The following is a 20596-nucleotide window of genomic DNA, read 5'->3' on the forward strand; positions in this document are numbered from 1 at the left end:
AGCCGCAATCAGCGAAGGACTGAAGTGGATCTCTACGAGTACCAGGCACGAGACCTGTTCGAATCCTACGGAGTGCCGGTGCTCGCCGGCATCGTCGCCGACACCCCGAGGAGGTGAAGGCAGCCGCGGAGAAGATCGGCGGCGTGGTCGTCGTCAAGGCGCAGGTCAAGACCGGCGGTCGCGGCAAGGCCGGTGGCGTGAAGGTCGCCAAGACCCCCGAAGAGGCGTACGAGGCGGCCAAGGCCATCCTCGGCCTCGATATCAAGGGCCACGTCGTCAAGCGCGTGATGGTCGCCGCCGGTGCCCGCATCGCCGAGGAGTTCTACTTCTCCGTGCTGTTGGACCGGGCCAACCGCTCCTACCTCTCGCTGTGCTCCGTCGAGGGCGGCATGGAGATCGAGCAGCTGGCGGTGGAGAAACCCGAAGCGCTCGCCCGCATCGAGGTCGACCCGCTGGTGGGCATCAACAAGACCAAGGCGATCGAGATCGCCAAGGCGGCGAACTTCCCCGACGAGCTCGTCTCGAAGGTGGCCGATGTCTTCGTCAAGCTCTACGAGGTCTACAAGGGCGAGGACGCCACGCTGGTCGAGGTGAACCCCCTCGTGCTCACGGAAGAGGGCGAGATCATCGCGCTGGACGGCAAGGTCTCGCTCGACGAGAACGGCAGCGAGGTGCGTCACCCGCAGCACGAGGCGCTCGAGGACAAGGACGCGGCCGACCCGCTGGAGGCCAAGGCCAAGGAGGCCGGTCTCAACTACGTCAAGCTCGACGGCGAGGTCGGCATCATCGGCAACGGCGCGGGCCTGGTCATGTCGACGCTCGACGTCGTCGCCTACGCCGGCGAGAACCACGGCGGCGTGAAGCCGGCGAACTTCCTCGACATCGGCGGCGGCGCGAACGCGCAGGTCATGGCCGCCGGTCTCGACGTCATCCTCGGCGACGCGCAGGTCAAGAGCGTGTTCGTCAATGTCTTCGGCGGCATCACCTCGTGCGTGGCCGTCGCAGAGGGCATCGTGAAGGCCCTGGAGATCCTGGGCGATGCCGCCACCAAGCCCTGGTGGTCCGCCTGGACGGCAACCAGGTCGAGGAGGGTCGCGCCATCCTCGCGGAGGCCAACCACCCCTCGTCACCCTCGCCGCGGGCATGGACGAAGGCGCCGACAAGGCCGCAGAGCTGGCGAACGCCTGACCGATTTGGCTGGTCCCTGAGCCCGCCTGCGGGCAGGGGCCGAGATAAAGGACTGAAGAAATGTCGATCTACCTCAACAAGGACTCCAAGGTCATCGTCCAGGGCATCACCGGCGGCGAGGGAACCAAGCACACCGCGCTCATGCTCAAGGCGGGTACCAACATCGTCGGCGGCGTGAACGCCCGCAAGGCCGGCACCACCGTCACCCACGAGAAGCCGCACGAGGGCGAAGTGGAGCTGCCCGTGTTCGGCACGGTCGCCGAGGCGATGGAGAAGACCGGCGCAGACGTGTCGGTCGCCTTCGTGCCGCCGAAGTTCGCCAAAGACGCGATGATCGAGGCCATCGACGCCGAGATCCCGCTTCTCGTCGTCATCACCGAGGGCATCCCCGTGGGCGACAGCGCCGAGGCCTGGGCCTACGCGAAGTCGAAGGGCAACAAGACCCGCATCATCGGCCCGAACTGCCCCGGCATCATCACTCCCGGTGAGGCGCTGGCCGGCATCACCCCGGCCAACATCACCGGCACCGGCCCCATCGGGCTGGTGTCGAAGTCGGGCACGCTGACGTACCAGATGATGTTCGAGCTGAAGGACATCGGATTCTCCACCGCCATCGGCATCGGCGGCGACCCGATCATCGGCACCACGCACATCGATGCGCTCGAGGCGTTCGAGGCGGACCCCGACACGAAGGCGATCGTCATGATCGGCGAGATCGGGGGCGACGCGGAGGAGCGTGCGGCCGAGTACATCAAGGCGCACGTCACCAAGCCCGTCGTCGGCTACGTCGCCGGTTTCACCGCGCCCGAGGGCAAGACCATGGGCCACGCCGGCGCCATCGTCTCCGGCTCCGCCGGCACCGCGCAGGCCAAGAAGGAGGCCCTCGAGGCCGCCGGCGTCAAGGTCGGGAAGACCCCTCCGAGACCGCCGAGCTCATGCGCGCCATCGTCGAGGCCCTGTAACAGCGACACGAGGATGAGGGGCCGGATGCTCGCATCCGGCCCCTCTCTGCATCCCGGGGAGAGGTGACATGCGCGACGATCGTGCTGCCATCGCCGAGCTGCTCGCGGGTGCGGGCCGATGAACGCCCGGCGCTCGGTCGCGGCTTCCCTCGCCCTGCTCTGTCTCCTCGGCACCGCGAGCTGGGGACCGGTTGCCGAGGCGCACGAGGAGCCGCCCGAGCGGGACGACGTCCGGGTGCGTGTCGTCGATGCGCCGCCGGCGCCTCTCGACCCCGCGGCCTTCCCCGAGCTCACCCTGCAGCGCCTCCGCAACGACACCGTCGGCGTGCAGGCACGCATGGCCTACCTCCCGGGCACGGGGATCACGTCGCCGCGCTCAACGCGCGCATCGACGAGCTGATCCGCTCGACCATCCGTCAGCAGGGCGGAGACTACACACCGGTCGTCGAGGCGCGAGGCGCTGGGCTCAGCGCCCGCGGCTGCCTGCCCGGCTCGACGCTCCTACCGGCTTCCGAGGTGCTCTCGCACCCCGAGCTGGGACCGCCAGCGGGTTCGGGCGCGGCGGTCGTCTGCGACATCGTGGCGGCGCAGGGTCCCTTCTTCGGCGAGCGTCTGCGTGTCGTCGTCGGCACGGCCTCGGAACAGGACTCCGACAGCTCCGTCGTCATCTACGTCGACACGGCGACCGGCGAGACCGCGACAGCCGAGGATCTCTGGCAGGAGGGAGCCGCCGCAGCCCTGCACGGGGATCTGGTCGAGGCGATCCGTCGCGAAGCCGGTGCGCTCAGCCGCACGCCGTACGGCGAGGGCGCCGAGGAGCAGGAGGACGGTATCCGAGCGGCTCTGGCCACGACGGTCCCGGCGGCCGAGGGCGCGATGGCCTTCACCGTCCCGGCGGAGCTCTTCGTCGCGGATCCGAGCGGGCTCGGCATCGGGGCGACCCCGGAGGCGTTCACCGTCGAGGTTCCGGCCGAGCTCGTCGCGCGTCTTGCCACGCCCTTCGGTCGACGTCTGGCGGCGGCATCCGGACGCGCCTTCGACGGCCCGGACGCCGTGCCCGCAGGCCGCGAATGGGTCGATTGCACCCTTCTGCCGTGCCTCGCGCTCACCTATGACGACGGGCCGTCCGCGCACACGCCGCGTCTGCTCGATGAGCTCGAGGGTGCACGGGCCGCCGCGACCTTCTACGTCCTGGGGTCGTCGGCGTCCCGTCTGCCCGGGACCGTCTCGCGAGCCGCGGCCGAGGGGCATGAGATCGGCGCGCACACGTGGAGCCATCCTCATATGACCCAATTGACGGATGCCGGGATCCGCTCGCAACTGAAGCGCACGCGCTCGCTCCTGCGGACGCTCTCGGGCCAGCCCGTGGCGACGTTCCGGCCGCCCTACGGCGACGTCGACCGACGTGTGCTCAAGGTCGCGGGCCTCCCCGCGGTGCTCTGGACGGTGGACACGCGCGACTGGGCCGGGCCGTCGGACAGGAGGCTCCTGCGGGAGGCGATCGACGAGCCGGAGCCGGGCGGGATCGTGCTGTTCCACGACACGCACGAGCAGACGGTCGCGCTCGCGCCCGAGATCATCTCGGAGTTGCGCGATCGGGGCTTCACGCTCGTGACGGTGACCCAGCTGTTCGACGGCGACCTGCCACGGCGCGGCGCCTGGCGCGGCGCCCCCTGACGCTCAGCGCGTGCCGGACGTCGTCGCCTCGAGCAGACCATCGAGCACGTCGTGCGCGTGGGCGCGGGCGGCGGTATCCCCAGGGCGATCGGAGAGCCAGAGGGCGAGCTCGTTCATCGCCCCGGACAGCGCGGCGGTCGCCGCGTCGAGCAGGCGTGGCGCGATGCCCGTCTCCGACAGGCCCTCACGCAGGTGTGCTGCTGAGCCCTGCGCGTCCATCCGGCGCCATTCGTCCCAGCTCAGCACCGCGGGAGCCTCGATCAGCAGGATCCGTGCCGCGGCGCCCTCGGTGATCGCGTCGAGGAAGGCGTGGCTCCCGGCGCGCAGCGCGGCATCGGCATCCGCTCCCGCCGTCGCGGTGACGATCGCGTCGGCGATCGCCTCCTGCTGCGCGGCGGCGACGGCGCGGAACAGCCCGGGCTTGGCGGAGTAATGGTGATAGACCGCGCCGCGGGTGACGTCTGCGGCGCGGGCGATCTCGTCGACGGATGCCGCGGCATAGCCGTGCTCGGCGAAGTGCGCGCGGGCGACCTCGAGGATCCTCCGCGCGGTCTCGGCGGCTTCGGCCGCGGTTGCTCTGGCCATGCGCTTCCCTTACGTGCGTTGTGTATGTATCCTAGTGCCACTGATACAAACACGCTGTACGTAAAGGGTCGCCATGGAGATCACGAGTTTCTACCCGGTGCTGATGGTGGACGATGTCGCCGCATCCGCCGACTTCTATCGCGACGTGCTCGGCTTCGAGACGACGTTCGAGTCGGACTGGTACGTGAGCCTGCGGTTCGACGGAGGTGAGCTGGCGATCCTCGATCGCTCGCATGAGACGATTCCCGGCGGTTTCGGCGAACCGGTGCGCGGACTGCTGCTCAACGTCGAGGTTCCGGATGCTGCCGCCGAGCATGCGCGCATCGTGGGCGAACGCGGCCTGCCCGAGCGTCTCGCCCTGCGCGACGAGGCCTTCGGGCAACGGCATTTCATCGTGGAGGCGCCCGGCGGCGTCCTCCTCGACGTCATCGAGCCGATCGCGCCCTCGCCGGAGTTCGCCGAAGCCTACGGCACGGAGTGACGCCTGTACGGCGAGGGAGGACGCCGCGGCATCCGACCGTCGCCGCACAGGCGTCAGATCCCGACGCCGAAGAGCGCCTCGATCGGGCCGCGCGCGAAGAACAGCACGAAGCCGCCGGCGACCACCCACAGCAGCGGGCTGATCGTCTTCGCCCTGCCGGAGAACGCGTGGATGAGCACCCAGCTGACGAAGCCGGCGCCGATGCCGTTGGCGATCGAGTAGGTCAGCGGCATGACGGTCGCGGTCAGGAACACCGGCACGAGCACGCGGAAGTCGCCCAGGTCGATGTGCTTGATCTGCGACATCATCATCGCGCCGACGATGACCAGCGCCGCGGCGGCGATCTCGGTCGGCACGATCTCGGTCAGCGGCGTCAAGAACATGGCCAGGATGAACATGAGACCGGTGACGATGTTGGCGAAGCCGGTGCGCGCCCCCTCGCCGATGCCCGATCCGGACTCGATGAACACCGTCGTCGAGGAGGACGAGGTCGCCCCACCGACGACGGCGCCGACGCCCTCGACGACCAGCGCCGACTTGATGCGCGGGAAGTCGCCCTTGGCGTCGGCGAGACCCGACTCCTTGGCGAGACCGGTCATCGTCCCCATCGCGTCGAAGAAGTTCGAGAAGACCAGGGTGAAGACGATCATGACCAGCGCGACGAGGCTGACCTTGCCGAGGTCGAAGCCGAAGCTGATCGCGCCGATGAGGCTGAGGTCGGGCAGGCTGAACGGCGAGCCGGACAGCGACGGGACCGTCAGCCCCCAGCCGCCGGGTTGACGCCCTCGGGCCCGAACATCGGCCCGATCTTCCAGATCGCCTCGATGATCACCGCGGCGACGGTACCGCCGACGAGACCGATGAGGATGCCGCCCTTGACCTTGAGCGCGACCAGCACGCCGATCGTCAGCAGAGTCAGCACGAACAGCAGCGTCGGGACCGTGGCGACCGAGCCGTGCACGCCGAGCTCGACCGGCGGGTTGTCGCCGGAGGTGACGAAGCCGGAGTTGACGAAGCCGATGAAGGCGATGAACAGGCCGATGCCGACGGTGATCGCGATCTTGAGCTGGATCGGCACGGCGTCGAAGATCATCTTGCGCAGACCGGTGGCGGCCAGCAGCACGATGATCAGTCCGTTGATGACGACGAGCGCCATGGCCTCGGGCCAGGTCACCTCCCCGGCGACCGAGAAGGCGACGAAGGCGTTGATGCCCAGGCCCGCCGCGAAGGCGAAGGGAAGGCGGGAGATCAGGCCGAACAGGATCGTCATGACCGCGGCGCTCAGAGCGGTGGCCGCACCGATCGCGCTGAAGGCGAGGGAGTTGCCTTCGACATCGGTCACGCCCGACAGGATGATCGGGTTGAGGATCACGATGTAGGCCATCGTCACGAAGGTGACCAGGCCTCCGCGGATCTCGGTGCCGAGGGTCGAGCCACGCCGGGTGATCTCGAAGTAGCGGTCCAGGGCATTCTTCGGCTCGGCGGTGGTCTCGGAAGCGGACGCAGGGGCAGTTGTCATGGGTAGAACCTCCGAAGACGAACTTAGCGCCCCGGCGCCGGGCGTGCCCACGCGAAACGGTCGGATTCTCGTCGTAGTCTCGTGGGGACATGCAACGCCTCCTCGTCGCGCTCCTGGCCGCCGTCGACGCGGCCATCGCCGCGGCCGTCGGGCTGGTCGTGCTGCTCGCTCCGCTCACGCTGCTCTGGATCGTCGCCTTCGGGGTCGCGGGCGACTGGGCGGCGCTCTGGCCGACCACGGCGACGCTGTGGCAGTTCGGCCACGGGGCTGCGCTCTCGGTGACGATCCCCGATGACATGGTCGTGGCGGTGGGGATCGATCCGGATGCCGCGGAGTTCGTCCTCTCGCTCGTCCCCCTCGCCTTCCTGTGCTTCACGCTGCTGTTCGCGGGGCGCTCGGGCGTGCGCGCGATCCGGGCGGGCGCAGGAGCCGTCGGGGTCGCAGCCGGCACCGTCACCTTCGCCGCGATCGCTGCGGGTGTGGCTCTCACCGGGAGCCTGGGAGCGGTGGAGACGTCACTCGGGCAGGCGATCGTGTTCCCGCCGCTGGTCTACCTCGTCGGCGCGCTCGCCGGCGCCCTCGGAGCGGCGTGGCGCCTCGGTGACGAGGGGCCGGTCTCGCAGCTGCGCGCCTGGGTGGAGGACTACCACGAGTGGGGCGCGGTGCCGGAGAGCATCGTGCGCGGCGGCCTCGCCGCGATCGTGGGGATGGTCGGCTTCGGCGGTGTGCTGGTGGCCGTCGCCGTCTTCGCCGGGATGGGCGAGATCGTCGCGCTCTTCGAAGCGCTCGGCGTCGATGCCCTCGGCGCGACCGTGATCACCCTCGGACAGCTCGCCTACGTTCCCGTGCTGGTGATCTGGGCCATCGCCTGGCTGGCCGGACCCGGCTTCGCCGTCGGCACGGGCACGGCGATCTCGCCCGCCGGCACGGAACTGAGCGTGATCCCCGCGATCCCGGTGCTGGGCGCGCTGCCGGAGAACACCTCGATGTGGGCCCTCGTCGTCGTGCTCGTGCCGGTGGCCGTGGGCGCCTTCGCCGGGTGGATGATCCGATCGCGGCTGGTCTCCCACGGCGGGGACATCGGGCTTTTTCCGCGTGCGGCGATCGCCGTCGGCATCGCGGCGCTCGCCGCGGGGTTCGGGCGGCGGCCTCGGGGCTGGCCTCCGGCTCGATCGGACCCGGTCGCATGGCCGAGCTCGGCCCGCATCCGGGGTTCGTGGCGCTCGCCCTCGGCGCGGAGGTGCTCCTCGGCAGCGCGATCCTCCTGCTCTCGCCGCGCCACCGTGAAGAGATCGCCGAGGAGCGCTCCTGGGCGACGTCTCTCGCCGGGCTGGGGCAGCCCTCTGCGGGCTCTGAGCCGTCCCACTCGGCCCTCGAGCCGTCCGCCTCGGTCCCTGAGCCGGGCCCACACGCCTCCGAGGCTCCGGGCGACGCGAAGCATCGGCCGGAGGGAGGCGGGGGATCGAAGGATCCGAGGGCTCGGATGCCGCCACCGACCCGAAGGCGAGACCGTGCCCATGGACCTCGGCTTCCTGGGCGACGACAGCGAGGAAGGGATCGGGGACGGAGACCCGTCCTCACCTCGGTAGACTTGCCGGGTGCTCACGGTCGCTGTCCTCATCTCCGGCACCGGCTCGAACCTCCGCGCCCTGCTCGACGCCGCACGCCGGCCCGACTTCCCCGCGCGGGTGGTCGTCGTCGGCGCCGACCGCGACGCGGCCGGCCTCGCGCACGCGGCGGAGTTCGGCATCCCGAGCTTCACGGTCCGGTGGTCCGACTACGACAGCCGTGCGGCCTGGGAGAGGCGCTCGCAGAGCAGCTTCGTGCCCACGCCCCCGACCTCGTCGTCCTGAGCGGACTCATGCGCCTGCTTCCGCCCGCGGTCGTCGCCGAGTACGCTCCGCGCATCGTCAACACCCACCCCGCCTACCTGCCGGAGTTCCCGGGAGCCCACGGCGTGCGCGACGCGCTCGCCGCCGGGGTCACCGAGACCGGCGCCAGCGTCATCGTCGTCGACGACGGCGTCGACTCCGGCCCGATCCTCGCCCAGGAGCGCGTGCCCGTCCTCCCCGGAGACACCGAGGAGACCCTGCACGAGCGCATCAAACCCGTCGAGCGGCGCCTGCTCATCGACGTCGTCCGCCGAGTGGCGACGGGTGAACTGGCGCTGGCGGCATCCGACTGACCCGAAGAACCCGAAACCACCGAAGGAGAAATCCATGGCCGGCCCACGCCTTGACCCCTCGCTCTATCGCGACCGCGATGCGGTGCCGATCCGGCGTGCGCTGGTGTCGGTGAGCGACAAGTCCGATCTGCTCGTGCTGGCCGAAGCGCTCGCGAAGGCGGAGGTGGAGATCGTCTCGACGGGCTCGACCGCGCAGACCATCCGCGACGCCGGTTTCGAGGTGACCGACGTCGCGGCGGTCACCGGGTTCCCCGAGTCGCTGGGCGGCCGCGTGAAGACCCTCCACCCGAGCGTGCATGCGGGCCTCCTGGCCGACCTGCGGCTCGAGGATCATGAGCGCCAGCTGGCCGACCTCGACATCGCCCCCTTCGAGCTCGTCGTGGTGAACCTGTACCCCTTCGTCGAGACGGTGGCCTCCGGCGCCTCGGCCGACGACGTCGTCGAGCAGATCGACATCGGGGGCCGGCGATGGTCCGCGCCTCCGCGAAGAACTTCGCCAATGTCGCGATCGTCGTCTCTCCCGAGTCCTACCCGGGGATCATCGAGGCCGTCTCCGCCGGCGGCACGACGCTCTCGCAGCGTCGCGAGCTCGCCGCGCGCGCCTTCGCGCACACCGCCCAGTACGACCGGGCCGTGGCGACCTGGTTCTCGGAGGAGACCCTCGCCGAGGACGAGGATCTGCCCGAGCACCTGACGGTCAAGGCCGAGCGGCTGGCCTCGCTGCGCTACGGCGAGAACTCGCACCAGCGTGCCGCGATCTACACGCGCACGGGCGGCCACGGCATCGCCCAGGCCACGCAGCTGCAAGGCAAGGAGATGTCCTACAACAACTACGTCGATGCGGATGCCGCGCTGCGCGCCGCCTTCGACATGGTCTTCCCCGCCGTGGCGATCATCAAGCACGCCAACCCCTGCGGCATTGCCACGACCGCGCCCAACGCCCTCGACCCGATCGCCAGCGCCCACCTGCGCGCCCACGAGTGCGACCCGGTCTCGGCCTACGGCGGCGTGATCGCCACGAACGGCACCGTGACGCTGAAGATGGCTGAGAACCTCAAGGACATCTTCACGGAGGTCATCGTCGCGCCCTCCTTCGAGCCGGCGGCGCTGGAGGTGTTCAAGGCGAAGAAGAACCTGCGCGTGCTGCAGCTTCCCGCCGACTGGAAGCAGGAGCGCATGGATGTGCGCCTGGTCTCGGGCGGACTCCTGCTGCAGGACGCCGACCGCTTCCCCGACGACGTCGCCTCGGTCGCCAAGGATTGGGAGCTGGTCACCGGGGAGCGCCCTGAAGAATCCGAGATGACCAACCTCATCTTCGCCTGGAAGGCCTGCCGGGCCGTGAAGTCCAACGCCATCGTGCTCGCCAAGAACCAGGCGACCGTCGGCATCGGCATGGGCCAGGTCAACCGGGTCGACTCCTGCCGCCTCGCCGTCGAGCGGGCGGGCGACCGCGTGGTCGGGTCGGTGGCGGCATCCGATGCCTTCTTCCCCTTCGCCGATGGGCCTCAGGTGCTCATCGACGCCGGCGTGAAGGCGATCGTGCAGCCGGGCGGCTCGGTGCGCGACGAGGAGGTCATCGCCGCGGCGAAGGCCGCGAACGTGACGATGTTCTTCACGGGCGAGCGCCACTTCTTCCACTGAACCTGCGGTTGGCAGGAATCCGCTCCGTGATGTCCGATTTCCGCTAGCTCGGTGATTCCTGGCGTGCGAGAGTGGATCGCATGAGCCTGACGATGACCTTCGAGGAGCGGTACCGCGCGATCGACGCGCGCGATGCCCGCTTCGACGGTCAGTTCGTCACCGCGGTGCGCTCTACCCGGATCTACTGCCGGCCCAGCTGTCCCGCCCGCACGCCCAAGGCGGCCAACGTCACCTTCTACCCGACGAGCGCCGCCGCCCACGAGGCGGGCTACCGCGCGTGCAAGCGCTGCCTGCCCGAGGCCGCACCCGGGTCGCCCGAATGGAACCTGCGGTCGGATGCCGCGGGCCGCGCGATGCGGCTGATCGCCGAGGGGTGATCGAGCGGGAGGGCGTCACCGGCCTCGCCGGTCGCCTCGGCTACTCCGCGCGTCATCTGACCCGTCTGCTGCAGGCGGAACTGGGCGCCGGTCCTCTGGCGCTCGCCCGCGCCCAGCGCGCCCACATGGCGCGGATGCTGCTCGTGGGTACGGAGCTGGCGGCATCCGACGTCGCCTTCTCCGCGGGCTTCGCCAGCATCCGCCAGTTCAACGACACGATCCGCGAGGTCTTCGGCCTGACGCCCACCGAGCTGCGGGCGCGGGGAGCCGGTCGAAGCGCCCGGCGGACCCTTCGACGGGCTCAGGGACCGAGGGAGGTTCGGGGACCGAGGGAGCGCAGGGACCGAGCCGTCGGCGACCGCCGCGGCGATAGAGCTGACCCTGCCGCTGCGCGAGCCCTTCGACGCGGACGGGGTGTTCGCGTGGATGCAGGCGCGTGCGCTCGCCGGTGTGGAGGTCGCGGGACCGGATCACTACGCGCGCACTCTGGCGCTCCCGGGCGGCCCCGCATGGTTCCGTGTCCGACGCCAAGGGGCCACGCTGCGCCTCTCGGCCCGCCTCGCCGCACTTTCCGACCTTCCGGTGCTCGTCGCCCGGGTCCGCCGCCTGTTCGATCTCGACGCCGATCCGCTCGCCGTCGACGCGGCGCTGAGCGTCCACGCCGAGCTCGCGCCGCTCGTCGCGCGCGTGCCCGGCATCCGGGTTCCCGGCACCGCCGACCCGCACGAAATGCTCATCCGCGCGATGGTCGGACAGCAGGTCAGCGTCGCCGCCGCGCGCACGGCGCTGAGCCGACTCGCGGCAGAGCTCGGTGAGACGGTCCCCGAGCGCGAGGGCTGCGACCGGCTCTTCCCGACGATGGCGGCGATCGCCGCGCACGGCGGCGAGGTCCTGCGGGGCCCGGCCGCCCGCATCCGCTCCATCGTGCACGCCGCGGGGCTTCTCGCCAACGGCGAGCTCTCGCTCACCACCGGTGACGACAACGCCGCGCAGCGGGCGGCGCTCCTGGCGCTGCCCGGCATCGGGCCCTGGACCGCCGACTACGTGCGCATGCGCGTGACCGGCGATCCCGACGTCTTCCTCCCCGGCGATGTCGCCGTGCGCTCCGGCGCCGCCTCTGCCGGCCTTCCCGCCGAATCCCGCCCCTCGAGGAGTGGACCCGCCGCGCCGCCCCCTGGCGCAGCTGTCTGACCGCACACCTGTGGCGCCATCTCGCCGCAGCAGGCACCAAGGAGGCCGCATGACCGCGCTCATCCAGACCCTCGACACCGCCGACGGCGCCTTCACCCTGCTCGTCGACGCCGAGCAGCGCGTGCTCGCCTCCGGATGGACGGCGGACCACGAGGAGATCATCGCCCGGCTCGCCCCGGCGCATCGCCCGGCGGAGATCGCCGGGGGGAGACGGATGCCGCATCCGCCGTCCGCGCCTACTACGCGGGCGACGTGCACGCGATCGACGGGGTGCCCGTGCGGCAGCACGGCACCGCCTTCCAGCAGACCGGATGGGATGCGCTCCGCGGCATCACCCCAGGGAGGCCCCTGACCTACAGCGAGTTCGCGGTCGTGCTGGGCCGGCCGAGCGCCGTCCGCGCCGCCGCCTCGATCTGCGCCCGCAACGCGCCCGCGCTCTTCGTCCCCTGCCACCGCGTGCGGCGCGGCGACGGCAGCATGGGCGGCTTCGCCTGGGGACAGAGGTCAAGAGCGCCCTGTTGGCTCGTGAGGCGGGCTCGCTTTCATGACCCGCGCGTCGTCACCGGCTCTGCTGGTCACCCAATTCGTCCTCACGGGGCTCATCTGGGGGTCGAGTTTCCTGTTCATGAAGGTCGCCCTCGAGGGGTCAGCTCCGGGCAGGTCGCGTGGTCGCGGCTCGTCCTGGGCGCGATGACCCTCGCCGTGTTCGTCCTGGTCAGGCGCGACGTGCTGCCGCGGAGCGTGCGGGTCTGGGCGCACATGACGGTGCTCGCCCTCTCCTTCTGCGTGGTGCCGTTCCTGCTGTTCTCCTGGGCGCAGCAGTACGTGACCTCGGGGCTGGCCAGCATTTACAACGCCACGACGCCGATCATGACGGCGGTCATGGCGTGGGCGGTGTTCCGGGTCGAGAAGCTGCGCGGCATGCAGATCGTCGGCATCCTGCTCGGCATGCTCGGGTCATGGTCATCATCGCCCCGTGGCAGGGCCTCGATCTGAACCAGAGTCTGGTGGCGCAGTTCGCGATCCTCGGCGCGACGGCCTGCTACGGCTTCAGTCTCGCGTACATGCGCCGGTTCGCCGCGCAGACCGGGATGAGTGCGCTCGTCTTCGCCTTCCTGAACATCGGCATCGCCGCGGTCGTCATGCTGCTGCTCACACCCGTCGTCGCCCTCGGCCCGGTGCGCCTGGACCCGTGGATCGTGGCGAGTCTGCTCGCCCTCGGGTGTCTGGGCACCGGCGTCGCGTACATCTGGAACCAGAACGTGCTGCGCGCGTGGGGCCGACGCGCACCTCGACCGTGACCTACATCACCCCCGCCGTCGGCGTCGTGCTCGGGATCGTGGTGCTCGGCGAGCAGTTGCATTGGAACGAGCCGGTGGGCGCTGTGCTCGTGCTGCTGGGGATCCTCCTCGCGCAGAACCGGCTTGCGGCGCTGCGGCGCGGGCGTGGGGAGGAGAAATCCGATCTTGCGCTGAGCGCGCGCGCACCCATAGACTGATCGGCTGTCGTGTCGCCCGACCGGTGACCTCCGACCGCCCACTGTCGCCGATCCGAGGAGGAAGCCATGTCCCAGGCCAACGTCTACGAGCCCATTGCGGCCCTCCTCGTCCGTGACGGGGCCACGGGTCCAGGCCGGCAGGGGATCATCGCGCCGACGGCATAAGCCGGCCCTCACTCCCTCTCATCGGCCGTAGGCTCATCGAAGGCCCTGCCTTCACCGCCTCTGCCGCGCGCTTCGCGCCCCCTCTCTTCGCACGTCTCTCGTCCCCGCAAGGAACATGACTTCTTCTTCTCCCACGGAACAACCCCGTTCGTCGCTGTCCACCTTCAAGGCACTCGCGCGTCTGTACCCCTTCGCCAAGCCCGCGCTGCCGCGGCTCGTGCTCGGCGGCGCGAGCGCGCTCCTGGCGAGCCTGCTCGCCCTCGCCTTCCCCCTCGTGCTCGAGGAGGTGGTGCGCGGTCCCATCGCCGAGAGCAGCCTCGACGGGCTCATCTGGGGGTCCCTCGCGGTGCTCGTGCTGGGCCTTCTCGAAGCCCTCATGGTGTGGGCGCGCCGCTGGTTCGTGATGGCGCCCTCGACCAAGGTCGAGTACGACATCCGCACGACCTTCTACCGCCGCCTGCAGCGCCTGCCTGTCGCCTTCCACGACCGCTGGCAGTCGGGGCAGCTGCTCAGCCGCATGATGCAGGACATCAGCATGCTGCGGCGCTGGATGGCCTTCGGCCTCGTGCTCCTGGTCGTCAACATGCTGACGATCCTCGTCGGCGCCGTGCTCCTGTTCCGCTGGCACTGGGCGCTGGGCACGACCTTCCTCCTCGTGTGCGCGCCGCTCTGGTACGCCGGCTACCGCTTCGAGAAGACCTACGGCACCCTGGCGCGCCAGAGTCAGGACCAGGCCGGCGATCTCGCCACCTCGGTGGAGGAGAGCGTGCACGGTATCCGGGTCCTCAAGGCCTTCGGGCGCGGCAAGCACGCGCTGCAGAAGTTCGCCAGGCAGGCCGAGACGCTGCGCCACACCGAGATCCGCAAGGCGCGCGCCGTCGGCTGGATCTGGTTCTGGCTCGTGCTGCTGCCCGACATCGCCTTCGCGCTGTGCCTCGGCGTCGGCGTGGTGCTGACGCTGCAGGGCAACCTCGATCTCGCCGAGCTCGTCGCCTTCTTCGCGATGGCGACGGTGCTGCGCTGGCCGATGGAGTCGATCGGCTTCTTGTTCTCGTTCCTGCTGGACGCGCGCACGGCCACCGACCGCATCTTCGAGGTGTTCGACGAGGAGAACACGATCACCGACCCGGCAGAGCTGAAGACCGTCACCGACGGCCGCGGGCGCCTGACCTTCGAGGGCGCGCACTTCCGCTATCAGGACGCGTCGGATGCCGAGAGAGACCTTCTCGACGGCATCGACCTCGAGCTGGAGCCCGGCGAGACGATGGCGCTCGTGGGTCTGACCGGTTCGGGGAAGACGACACTGACGACCCTCCCCGGGCGTCTCTACGACGTCACCGGCGGGCGGGTACTGCTCGACGGCGTCGACGTGCGCGACCTCACGCTCGGCGAGCTGCGCACGCGCGTCGGCATGGCCTTCGAGGACGCGACCCTGTTCTCGCAGTCGGTCCGCGACAACGTGCTGCTCGGGCGGGAGGACCTCGATCCGAAGAGCACGGAGGGGGAGGCCGTGCTCCGCGAGGCGCTGGGCGTCGCCCAGGCCGGCTTCGTCGACGACCTGCCCGACGGGGTCGACACGATCATCGGCGAAGAGGGCCTGTCGCTCTCCGGCGGGCAGCGGCAGAGGCTCGCCCTCGCCCGTGCCGTCGCGGCGCGCCCCACGGTGCTCGTGCTCGACGACCCGCTGTCGGCGCTCGACGTCGACACGGAGGCCCTCGTCGAAGACGCCCTGCGCGAAGTACTGCACGAGACGACCGCGCTCGTGGTCGCGCACCGCCCTTCGACGGTCATGCTCGCCGACCGGGTGGCGCTCCTGGAGGCGGGCCGCGTGACCGCCGTGGGCAAGCACTCGGATCTGCTGCGCACGAGCGCGCACTACCGGCACGTGATCTCCAGCCTGGAGGACGAGGCTGAGCGTCAAGGGAAGGGGACCCCACCCGACCCGTCGAAGTCATCGAGATCGATCCCGAGGAGGTGGACGCATGAGCACCACGGTGACCGGAACCAGCGGTGAGGACCGCTCCGACTACACCAAGGAGGAGTCGCGCGCGATCCGCCGCCGCTCCCTGCGCCTTCTCGGCTCGCTCGTGCGGCCGCTGAAGTGGCAGCTCGTGCTCGCGGCGACGGTGCTCGTCGTCTCGACGGCGCTGCGCGTGGCCGGGCCCGCGCTGATCGCCTACGGCATCAACAGCGCCCTGCCGGCCGTCCTCGACCACAACGACTGGCTGCCGACCATCGGCGTCGTGGTCGTCTACCTGCTCGCCGGGTTCGGCGGCGCCGCGCTCATCGGCTGGTACGCGGTCGTGGCCGCGCGTCTCACCCAGGCGGTCATGCTCGACCTTCGCAAGCGGATCTTCGTGCACACGCAGAAGCTGAGCCTGGAGTTCCACGAGTCCTACACCTCGGGGCGCATCATCTCGCGTCAGACGAGCGACCTCGACTCGATCCGCGAGCTCCTCGACGGCGGCCTCAACGAGCTCGTCTCGGGCGTGCTCTACGGCACCTTCACGCTCATCGCGCTGCTGCTGCTGGATCCGCCCTCGGGCGTGGTCCTGGTGATGATGGGCGTCCCGCTGTACTTCCTCATGCGCTGGTTCTACGTCAGCGCGCAGAAGGTCTACCGCGAGTCGCGCGTGGTCAGCGCGCAGGTGATCGTGAAGTTCGTCGAGACCATGACCGGCATCCGTGCGGTCAAGGCGTTCCGCAAGGAGAGGCGCAACGACGAGGAGTTCGGTGATCTCTCGGGCAAGTACCGCGACGTGAACCTCCGTGCGATCAAGATCTTCGGCATCTTCGAGCCGGGCATCATCGCGATCGCCTCGGTCACGATCGCCGCGGTGGTGCTGTGGGGCGGCATCCGGGTCGCAGACGATGCGCTGGCGATCGGCACCCTGCTGGCCGCCGTGCTGTACGTGCGCAACTTCTTCTCGCCGCTGCAGGAGATCGCGTTCTTCCTGAACTCGTACCAGTCGGCCACGGCCGCGCTGGAGAAGGTCTCGGGGTCCTCGAAGAGGAGCCGACGGTGCCCGATCCCACACGCCCGATCGACCTGTGGTCCTCGCGCGGGCACGTCGAATTCCGCGACGTCACCTTCGGGTACTCCGAGGACCGCACGATCCTGCCGCACTTCTCGCTGGACATCCCGGCCGGGCAGACGATCGCGCTGGTGGGTACGACCGGAGCCGGAAAGTCGACGCTCGCCAAGCTCGTCTCGCGATTCTACGACCCCTCGAAGGGCTCCGTGACGCTCGACGGCGTGGACCTGCGGTCGCTGCATCCGAAGGATCTGCGCCGCGCGATCGTCATGGTCACCCAGGAGGCGTACCTGTTCAGCGGCACGGTCGCCGACAACATCGCCCTCGGAAAGCCCGAGGCGACGATGGAGGAGATCCAGGCGGCGGCGCGCGCGGTGGGAGCGGACGACTTCATCCAGCGCCTGCCCGACGGTTACGGGACCGACGTGAACAAGCGCGGCGGGCGCGTCTCGGCGGGGCAGCGCCAGCTGATCTCCTTCGCGCGGGCGTTCCTCGCCGATCCCGCGGTGCTCATCCTCGACGAGGCGACCGCCTCGCTCGACATCCCCTCCGAGCGCCTCATCCAGGAGGCGCTGCAGACGCTGCTGGCCGACCGGACGGCGATCATCATCGCCCACCGTCTGTCGACGGTCGCGATCGCCGACAGGGTGCTGGTGATGGAGCACGGCCGGATCATCGAGGACGACGCCCCCGAGGTGCTGATCGCCGGCACCGGCAAGTTCGCCCAGCTCCACGCGGCCTGGCGCGAGTCGCTCGTGTGATGCCCTATCGCGCTCGTGCTGCGCAGCCGATCGAGCGCCGTGCTGGGGCGGCGTAGCGAGTCGATGTGTCGACTCGCTACGCCGCCACGACGATCGGGGATGCCCTGGGCCCCGCAGGCGAATAGCATCGAGGGGTGGAGATGTTCTGGCTGTGGGCCGCCGACTTCTGGTGGGTCGCCCCGAGCGCGATCGCCGCGGGCGGCCTCGGTGCCATCGGCCTGCATCGGCTCCGCCGGACCTCCGCCCGACGCCTGGCGTATGAGGCCGCCCGCGTCGAGCTCGCCGAGGCCCGCAAGGCCGCGGGGGCGCGGCGGAGCGAGCTGAAGGCGGCCCGCGCGGAGGTCGGGCGCCTCATCGCCGAGAGGGCGGCGACCCGCTCGCCCGCCGTCGATGTCGCCGGTGCCCGCCGGAGCGCGCGGCAGGCGGAGAAGGCGGTCAAGGCCGCCGACGCGACGGTGCGGGCGCTGCGCGCACGGCTGGCCGTCGCCCGCCACGAACTGGCGGCGACGACGGATGCCGCCGACTACCCCCTCGCCGCGTCGGCGCGACCCACGACACCGTCACCGCCCGCTGGCTCGATTACGAGACCGACCCCGCCAAGCTCATCGCCTACCCTGCGATGAGCGATGTGCGAAACCCCGAGACGAAGGCGTTCCTCGACGCGTCCGAGCGCGCGCGGTGGCTGCGCCCGACGGGGCAGAAGGCGGTCACCCCCGCGGAGTTCGCCCGCTATCGCGACGCCGTCGCGGAACTCGAGCGGGCCTTCGATGCCGCGGAGAAGGCGGCGAGGGCGAGCGCGCACGGCACGCGGGCCGCGGCATCCGATCCGCAGACGCTCCGCTGGCAGGAGACCGCACAGCAGGTCCTCTCTCGTTCGGCGGAAGCGCTGGACCGAGCAGCGGATGCCGCGGCATCCGCCCTCGCCGCGTGGAACAGCCGCGGGCAGCCTGACGACGAGAAGCCTCGGTGACACTCGTCGCCGACGCAATCGTATGACGCAGAGCCGTCAGGGCATCGATGTTCGAACGACCTCCTCGATCAGCTGCTCTGCGTCTTCGAGCATCGCGGGACACCAGCTTCGAGGGTCGGTGCGAAAGCATCTCCGGGTCGCTGTCCCTGGAGCCATCGACTGTAGATCGCCTCGCAGAAGATCGCGGCCTTCCAGAGGGCCAGAACCTGGTACCAGGCAAGGCCCGACATATCGAGGCCTGTGAGGTCGCTGTACCTTTGAACGAGTTCGTCGCGCGAAGGGTATCCGGGCTCTCGGGTAACCGATGTCAACTGGATCGGGGTGAGCGGTCTGTCCGGCGCCGCATAGGTGGCGATGAGATATCCGAGATCAGCAAGGGGATCGCCGAGTGTGGACATCTCCCAGTCGAGGATTGCGGTTACCTGTGCGGGAGCGTTGCGGGCGTACATGAGGTTGCCGAGGCGATAGTCGCCATGGACGACGGAGTCCCGCTGGGTCACGGGGATGCGGGAGGCAAGCCAGTCACCGATCTCACGCACAGCCGAGAGCGAGCGGGATGCCGTTTGAGGCCAAAGTGCGGAAAAGCGCTGGATCTGTCGTTCAAGATAACCGTCAGGCCGGCCGATGGTGATAAGAGGTTCTTCGCGTACATCGAGCAGATGCAGGCCGGCCAGAGTGTCCACAGCCGCCATCCCGACCGCGCGGCGTTGGTCCATCGAGTCCAGAGCAACGGGAGAGCGCTCAGTGATCACAGTCCCGTCGAGGAAGTCCATGATGTAGAAGGGCACGCCCAGTACCCCGGAATCCTTGCATACGGAGAGGATGTTCGGCACGGGAACTTCGGTCTCGGACAGAAGTCGCTGAATGCGTGCCTCGCGGATCATGTCATGAGTGGAAACAGGATGGGGAGGGCGCGGCCCTCGCCGAAGAACGAACGAACTGCTGTCGCAGCGGATCAGATAGGTGAAGTTGGATTGTCCCTCACCGATCCGCCGCCAGCTCAGAGGGCCTTCGCCGAGACCCTGTTGTTCGAGATAGCGCTGCAAGGAGTCAAGGATCAGTATTGGGGGCCGCTTCAGTTCCCTGGCTTCCTCCACCGTGGCGACGACTTCGACTCCGTCGGGGTGAGAGTTCACGCGTCACCTGCCTGAACCACATCTTGGCGCGCGTAACCAGAGCGGCGTCGGGTGTTTCCCGCGTGACGGGCTATCGCCCAGCGGTGCGTTTCGTTTGAGCCGTCGTAGATGCGAAACGGTCGTACCTCGTTGATGTACTGCGCGAGCGGAAGGGCATCGGAGACCCCGTCGCCGCCAGTGAGCTGGATGGCCCGGTCCATGACGCGAAAGATGGCCTCCGAGCAGTAGACCTTCGCTACAGAACTCATGGCTGAGCCGACCCGAGAGTCCTCGGCCAGAAGCTTGACGGCTTTGTCTATCATCGCATCCGAGGTTTCGATGTCGATGACGGAATCGGCGATCATCGTCTGGGCGATGCCGAGGTCCTGGAGCAATGAGCCGAACACCTCTCGGTGGGCGGCGCGATCCAGCGCGATGTCAAGCGAGCGTCGGGCAAGCCCAAGCCAGCGCATGCAGTGAGTGAGGCGTGCGGGCCCAAGGCGCACTTGCGCGTAGGAGAACCCTCGGCCCGGCTCGCCGAGCACAGCGTTGTCGGAGACGAGACAGTTCTCGAAGTGAACATAAGGGTGACCGCCATCGATCGCGCGATCTGTGGTGTGGATCGCCTCGCCGATCCTCACTCCGGGGTTGCTCATGTCAACGAGCAGCATCGTTGAGCCTGCGGGGACTCCCTCCGACTCCTCATTGCGGGCCATGACAATGGCGAACGCAGCGCCGTTCGCGCCGCTAATGAACCGTTTCTCTCCGTCGATCCGCCATCCTCCGTCGACTCGGGTCGCGGTTGTGCTCAACGCCGCCGGATCGCTACCCGCTCCCGGATGGGGCTCCGTCATCGCAAAGCAGGAGCGAATCTGCCCGCGGGCGAGTGGCGCGAGGAAGGCATCTCTCTGCTCCGGCGAGGCGATGGCTTCAAGCAGGTACATGTTGCCCTCGTCCGGAGCCATGCAGTTGATCACGGACGGACCGATAGGTGAGTATCCCGCTTCTTGGAATATCGGCGACCATTGACGTATGTCAAGACCCAAGCCGCCGAACTCTTTGGGCGCCTGGGGAGCAAAGACACCCGCCCGTCTTGCCTCGGCTGCAAGCGCATGACGAACATCCGGGTCGAGCCGTTCGCCAGGCTTCGGCTCCGCGGGGATGACCGTCTCCCGGATGAACGTCCGAGTCGCTGATCGTAGATCGTCCAAGACTGCGGTTTCCATCATGTTCTCGTCTTCCTGCT

The 20596-nt window shown here is 69.5% G+C and carries 15 protein-coding genes and 8 pseudogenes; 19 read left to right on the forward strand and 4 right to left on the reverse strand.

Translation table 11 applies throughout. From position 1 onward, the window contains the following. Positions 1–24 precede the first annotated feature (24 nt). The 4 genes and pseudogenes from sucC (at position 25) to KAE78_RS10575 (ending at position 3827) form a co-directional block, all read left to right on the forward strand. Positions 25–1188 (forward strand): annotated as a pseudogene (gene sucC, locus KAE78_RS10560) (ADP-forming succinate--CoA ligase subunit beta). A gap of 60 nt (positions 1189–1248) precedes the next feature. Then, positions 1249–2150 (forward strand): annotated as a pseudogene (gene sucD, locus KAE78_RS10565) (succinate--CoA ligase subunit alpha). A 118-nt stretch (positions 2151–2268) separates the two neighbouring features. Continuing rightward, on the forward strand, positions 2269–2550 hold the full coding sequence (locus KAE78_RS10570) for a hypothetical protein (RefSeq protein WP_223170819.1): 282 nt from the start codon (positions 2269–2271) through the stop codon (positions 2548–2550). 179 nt (positions 2551–2729) lie between these two features. Continuing rightward, the gene (locus tag KAE78_RS10575) at positions 2730–3827 is read left to right on the forward strand and encodes a polysaccharide deacetylase family protein (protein WP_223170820.1); all 1098 of its coding nucleotides are present in this window, start codon (positions 2730–2732) and stop codon (positions 3825–3827) included. A 3-nt stretch (positions 3828–3830) separates the two neighbouring features. On the opposite strand, the gene KAE78_RS10580 is transcribed toward KAE78_RS10575, so the two are convergent. Beyond that, a complete protein-coding gene (locus KAE78_RS10580) occupies positions 3831–4412 on the reverse strand; it encodes a TetR/AcrR family transcriptional regulator (RefSeq protein ID WP_223170821.1) in 582 nt (193 codons plus the stop codon). A gap of 73 nt (positions 4413–4485) precedes the next feature. Here KAE78_RS10580 and KAE78_RS10585 point away from each other — a divergent pair, with 73 nt between their 5' ends. Then, complete coding sequence (locus tag KAE78_RS10585) at positions 4486–4893, forward strand: VOC family protein (protein ID WP_223170822.1); 408 nt, start codon at positions 4486–4488, stop codon at positions 4891–4893. Between the two features lie 53 nt (positions 4894–4946). On the opposite strand, the pseudogene KAE78_RS10590 reads toward KAE78_RS10585, so the two are convergent. Continuing rightward, positions 4947–6412 (reverse strand): annotated as a pseudogene (locus tag KAE78_RS10590) (NCS2 family permease). An 89-nt stretch (positions 6413–6501) separates the two neighbouring features. Here KAE78_RS10590 and KAE78_RS10595 point away from each other — a divergent pair. The 14 genes and pseudogenes from KAE78_RS10595 to KAE78_RS10640 all read left to right on the forward strand — a co-directional run bounded on the left by KAE78_RS10595 (position 6502) and on the right by KAE78_RS10640 (position 18235). After that, positions 6502–8001 (forward strand): DUF6350 family protein, encoded by a 1500-nt coding sequence (locus KAE78_RS10595; RefSeq protein WP_223170823.1) that lies wholly within the window; start codon positions 6502–6504, stop codon positions 7999–8001. Between the two features lie 9 nt (positions 8002–8010). Next, a pseudogene (purN, locus tag KAE78_RS10600) lies at positions 8011–8597 on the forward strand (phosphoribosylglycinamide formyltransferase). Between the two features lie 34 nt (positions 8598–8631). Then, positions 8632–10238: pseudogene (purH, locus tag KAE78_RS10605) on the forward strand (bifunctional phosphoribosylaminoimidazolecarboxamide formyltransferase/IMP cyclohydrolase). 80 nt (positions 10239–10318) lie between these two features. Then, positions 10319–10615, forward strand: coding sequence for an Ada metal-binding domain-containing protein (locus KAE78_RS19745; RefSeq protein WP_411155931.1), 297 nt, complete (start codon positions 10319–10321; stop codon positions 10613–10615). Continuing rightward, positions 10558–10818: pseudogene (locus tag KAE78_RS19750) on the forward strand (helix-turn-helix domain-containing protein); the annotation flags it as partial. The gene KAE78_RS19745 and the pseudogene KAE78_RS19750, both read left to right, overlap by 58 nt. A gap of 223 nt (positions 10819–11041) precedes the next feature. After that, positions 11042–11806, forward strand: coding sequence for a DNA-3-methyladenine glycosylase family protein (locus KAE78_RS19755; RefSeq protein WP_411155932.1), 765 nt, complete (start codon positions 11042–11044; stop codon positions 11804–11806). Between the two features lie 49 nt (positions 11807–11855). After that, positions 11856–12354, forward strand: a pseudogene (locus KAE78_RS10615) (methylated-DNA--[protein]-cysteine S-methyltransferase). Continuing rightward, a complete protein-coding gene (locus tag KAE78_RS19760; RefSeq protein WP_411155933.1) occupies positions 12332–12802 on the forward strand; it encodes a DMT family transporter in 471 nt (156 codons plus the stop codon). Before KAE78_RS10615 ends, KAE78_RS19760 begins: the two are co-directional and overlap by 23 nt. Next, positions 12766–13107: a hypothetical protein gene (locus KAE78_RS19765; protein ID WP_411155934.1), complete on the forward strand. Its 342-nt coding sequence runs from the start codon at positions 12766–12768 to the stop codon at positions 13105–13107. The genes KAE78_RS19760 and KAE78_RS19765 overlap by 37 nt, the downstream gene beginning before the upstream one ends. Next, entirely contained in the window at positions 13104–13304 is a 201-nt protein-coding gene (locus KAE78_RS19770; protein WP_411155935.1) for an EamA family transporter, read from the forward strand. The genes KAE78_RS19765 and KAE78_RS19770 overlap by 4 nt, the downstream gene beginning before the upstream one ends. Before the next feature lie 280 nt (positions 13305–13584). Beyond that, positions 13585–15483 carry an ABC transporter ATP-binding protein gene (locus tag KAE78_RS10625; protein ID WP_223170824.1) on the forward strand — a complete coding sequence of 633 codons (1899 nt, stop codon included), beginning with the start codon at positions 13585–13587 and terminating at the stop codon, positions 15481–15483. Continuing rightward, positions 15452–17265 (forward strand): annotated as a pseudogene (locus KAE78_RS10630) (ABC transporter ATP-binding protein). Before KAE78_RS10625 ends, KAE78_RS10630 begins: the two are co-directional and overlap by 32 nt. A gap of 134 nt (positions 17266–17399) precedes the next feature. Further along, positions 17400–17888 (forward strand): hypothetical protein, encoded by a 489-nt coding sequence (locus tag KAE78_RS10635; protein ID WP_223170825.1) that lies wholly within the window; start codon positions 17400–17402, stop codon positions 17886–17888. Then, positions 17885–18235 carry a hypothetical protein gene (locus tag KAE78_RS10640; protein WP_223170826.1) on the forward strand — a complete coding sequence of 117 codons (351 nt, stop codon included), beginning with the start codon at positions 17885–17887 and terminating at the stop codon, positions 18233–18235. Before KAE78_RS10635 ends, KAE78_RS10640 begins: the two co-directional genes overlap by 4 nt. Positions 18236–18303: 68 nt before the next feature. Here KAE78_RS10640 and KAE78_RS10645 read toward each other — a convergent pair whose 3' ends face one another. Together KAE78_RS10645 and KAE78_RS10650 are read right to left on the reverse strand one after the other, a co-directional pair. Further along, on the reverse strand, positions 18304–19371 hold the full coding sequence (locus tag KAE78_RS10645) for a phosphotransferase family protein (protein WP_223170827.1): 1068 nt from the start codon (positions 19369–19371) through the stop codon (positions 18304–18306). Then, entirely contained in the window at positions 19368–20579 is a 1212-nt protein-coding gene (locus KAE78_RS10650) for an acyl-CoA dehydrogenase family protein (protein ID WP_223170828.1), read from the reverse strand. Before KAE78_RS10650 ends, KAE78_RS10645 begins: the two co-directional genes overlap by 4 nt. Positions 20580–20596 lie beyond the last annotated feature (17 nt).

This window comes from Microbacterium sp. NIBRBAC000506063, from assembly GCF_017968845.1.
GTDB lineage: Bacteria > Actinomycetota > Actinomycetes > Actinomycetales > Microbacteriaceae > Microbacterium.

Bases quoted from the DNA above. Each gene is read 5' to 3' on its own strand.
- KAE78_RS10640 (WP_223170826.1), top strand. From the start codon at position 17,885: ATGAGCGATGTGCGAAACCCCGAGACGAAGGCGTTCCTCGACGCGTCC.
- KAE78_RS19745 (WP_411155931.1), top strand. From the start codon at position 10,319: ATGAGCCTGACGATGACCTTCGAGGAGCGGTACCGCGCGATCGACGCG.
- KAE78_RS19765 (WP_411155934.1), top strand. From the start codon at position 12,766: ATGGTCATCATCGCCCCGTGGCAGGGCCTCGATCTGAACCAGAGTCTG.
- KAE78_RS10580 (WP_223170821.1), bottom strand. From the start codon at position 4,412: ATGGCCAGAGCAACCGCGGCCGAAGCCGCCGAGACCGCGCGGAGGATC.
- KAE78_RS10625 (WP_223170824.1), top strand. From the start codon at position 13,585: ATGACTTCTTCTTCTCCCACGGAACAACCCCGTTCGTCGCTGTCCACC.
- KAE78_RS10650 (WP_223170828.1), bottom strand. From the start codon at position 20,579: ATGATGGAAACCGCAGTCTTGGACGATCTACGATCAGCGACTCGGACG.
- KAE78_RS10585 (WP_223170822.1), top strand. From the start codon at position 4,486: ATGGAGATCACGAGTTTCTACCCGGTGCTGATGGTGGACGATGTCGCC.
- KAE78_RS10570 (WP_223170819.1), top strand. From the start codon at position 2,269: ATGAACGCCCGGCGCTCGGTCGCGGCTTCCCTCGCCCTGCTCTGTCTC.
- KAE78_RS10595 (WP_223170823.1), top strand. From the start codon at position 6,502: ATGCAACGCCTCCTCGTCGCGCTCCTGGCCGCCGTCGACGCGGCCATC.
- KAE78_RS19755 (WP_411155932.1), top strand. From the start codon at position 11,042: ATGCAGGCGCGTGCGCTCGCCGGTGTGGAGGTCGCGGGACCGGATCAC.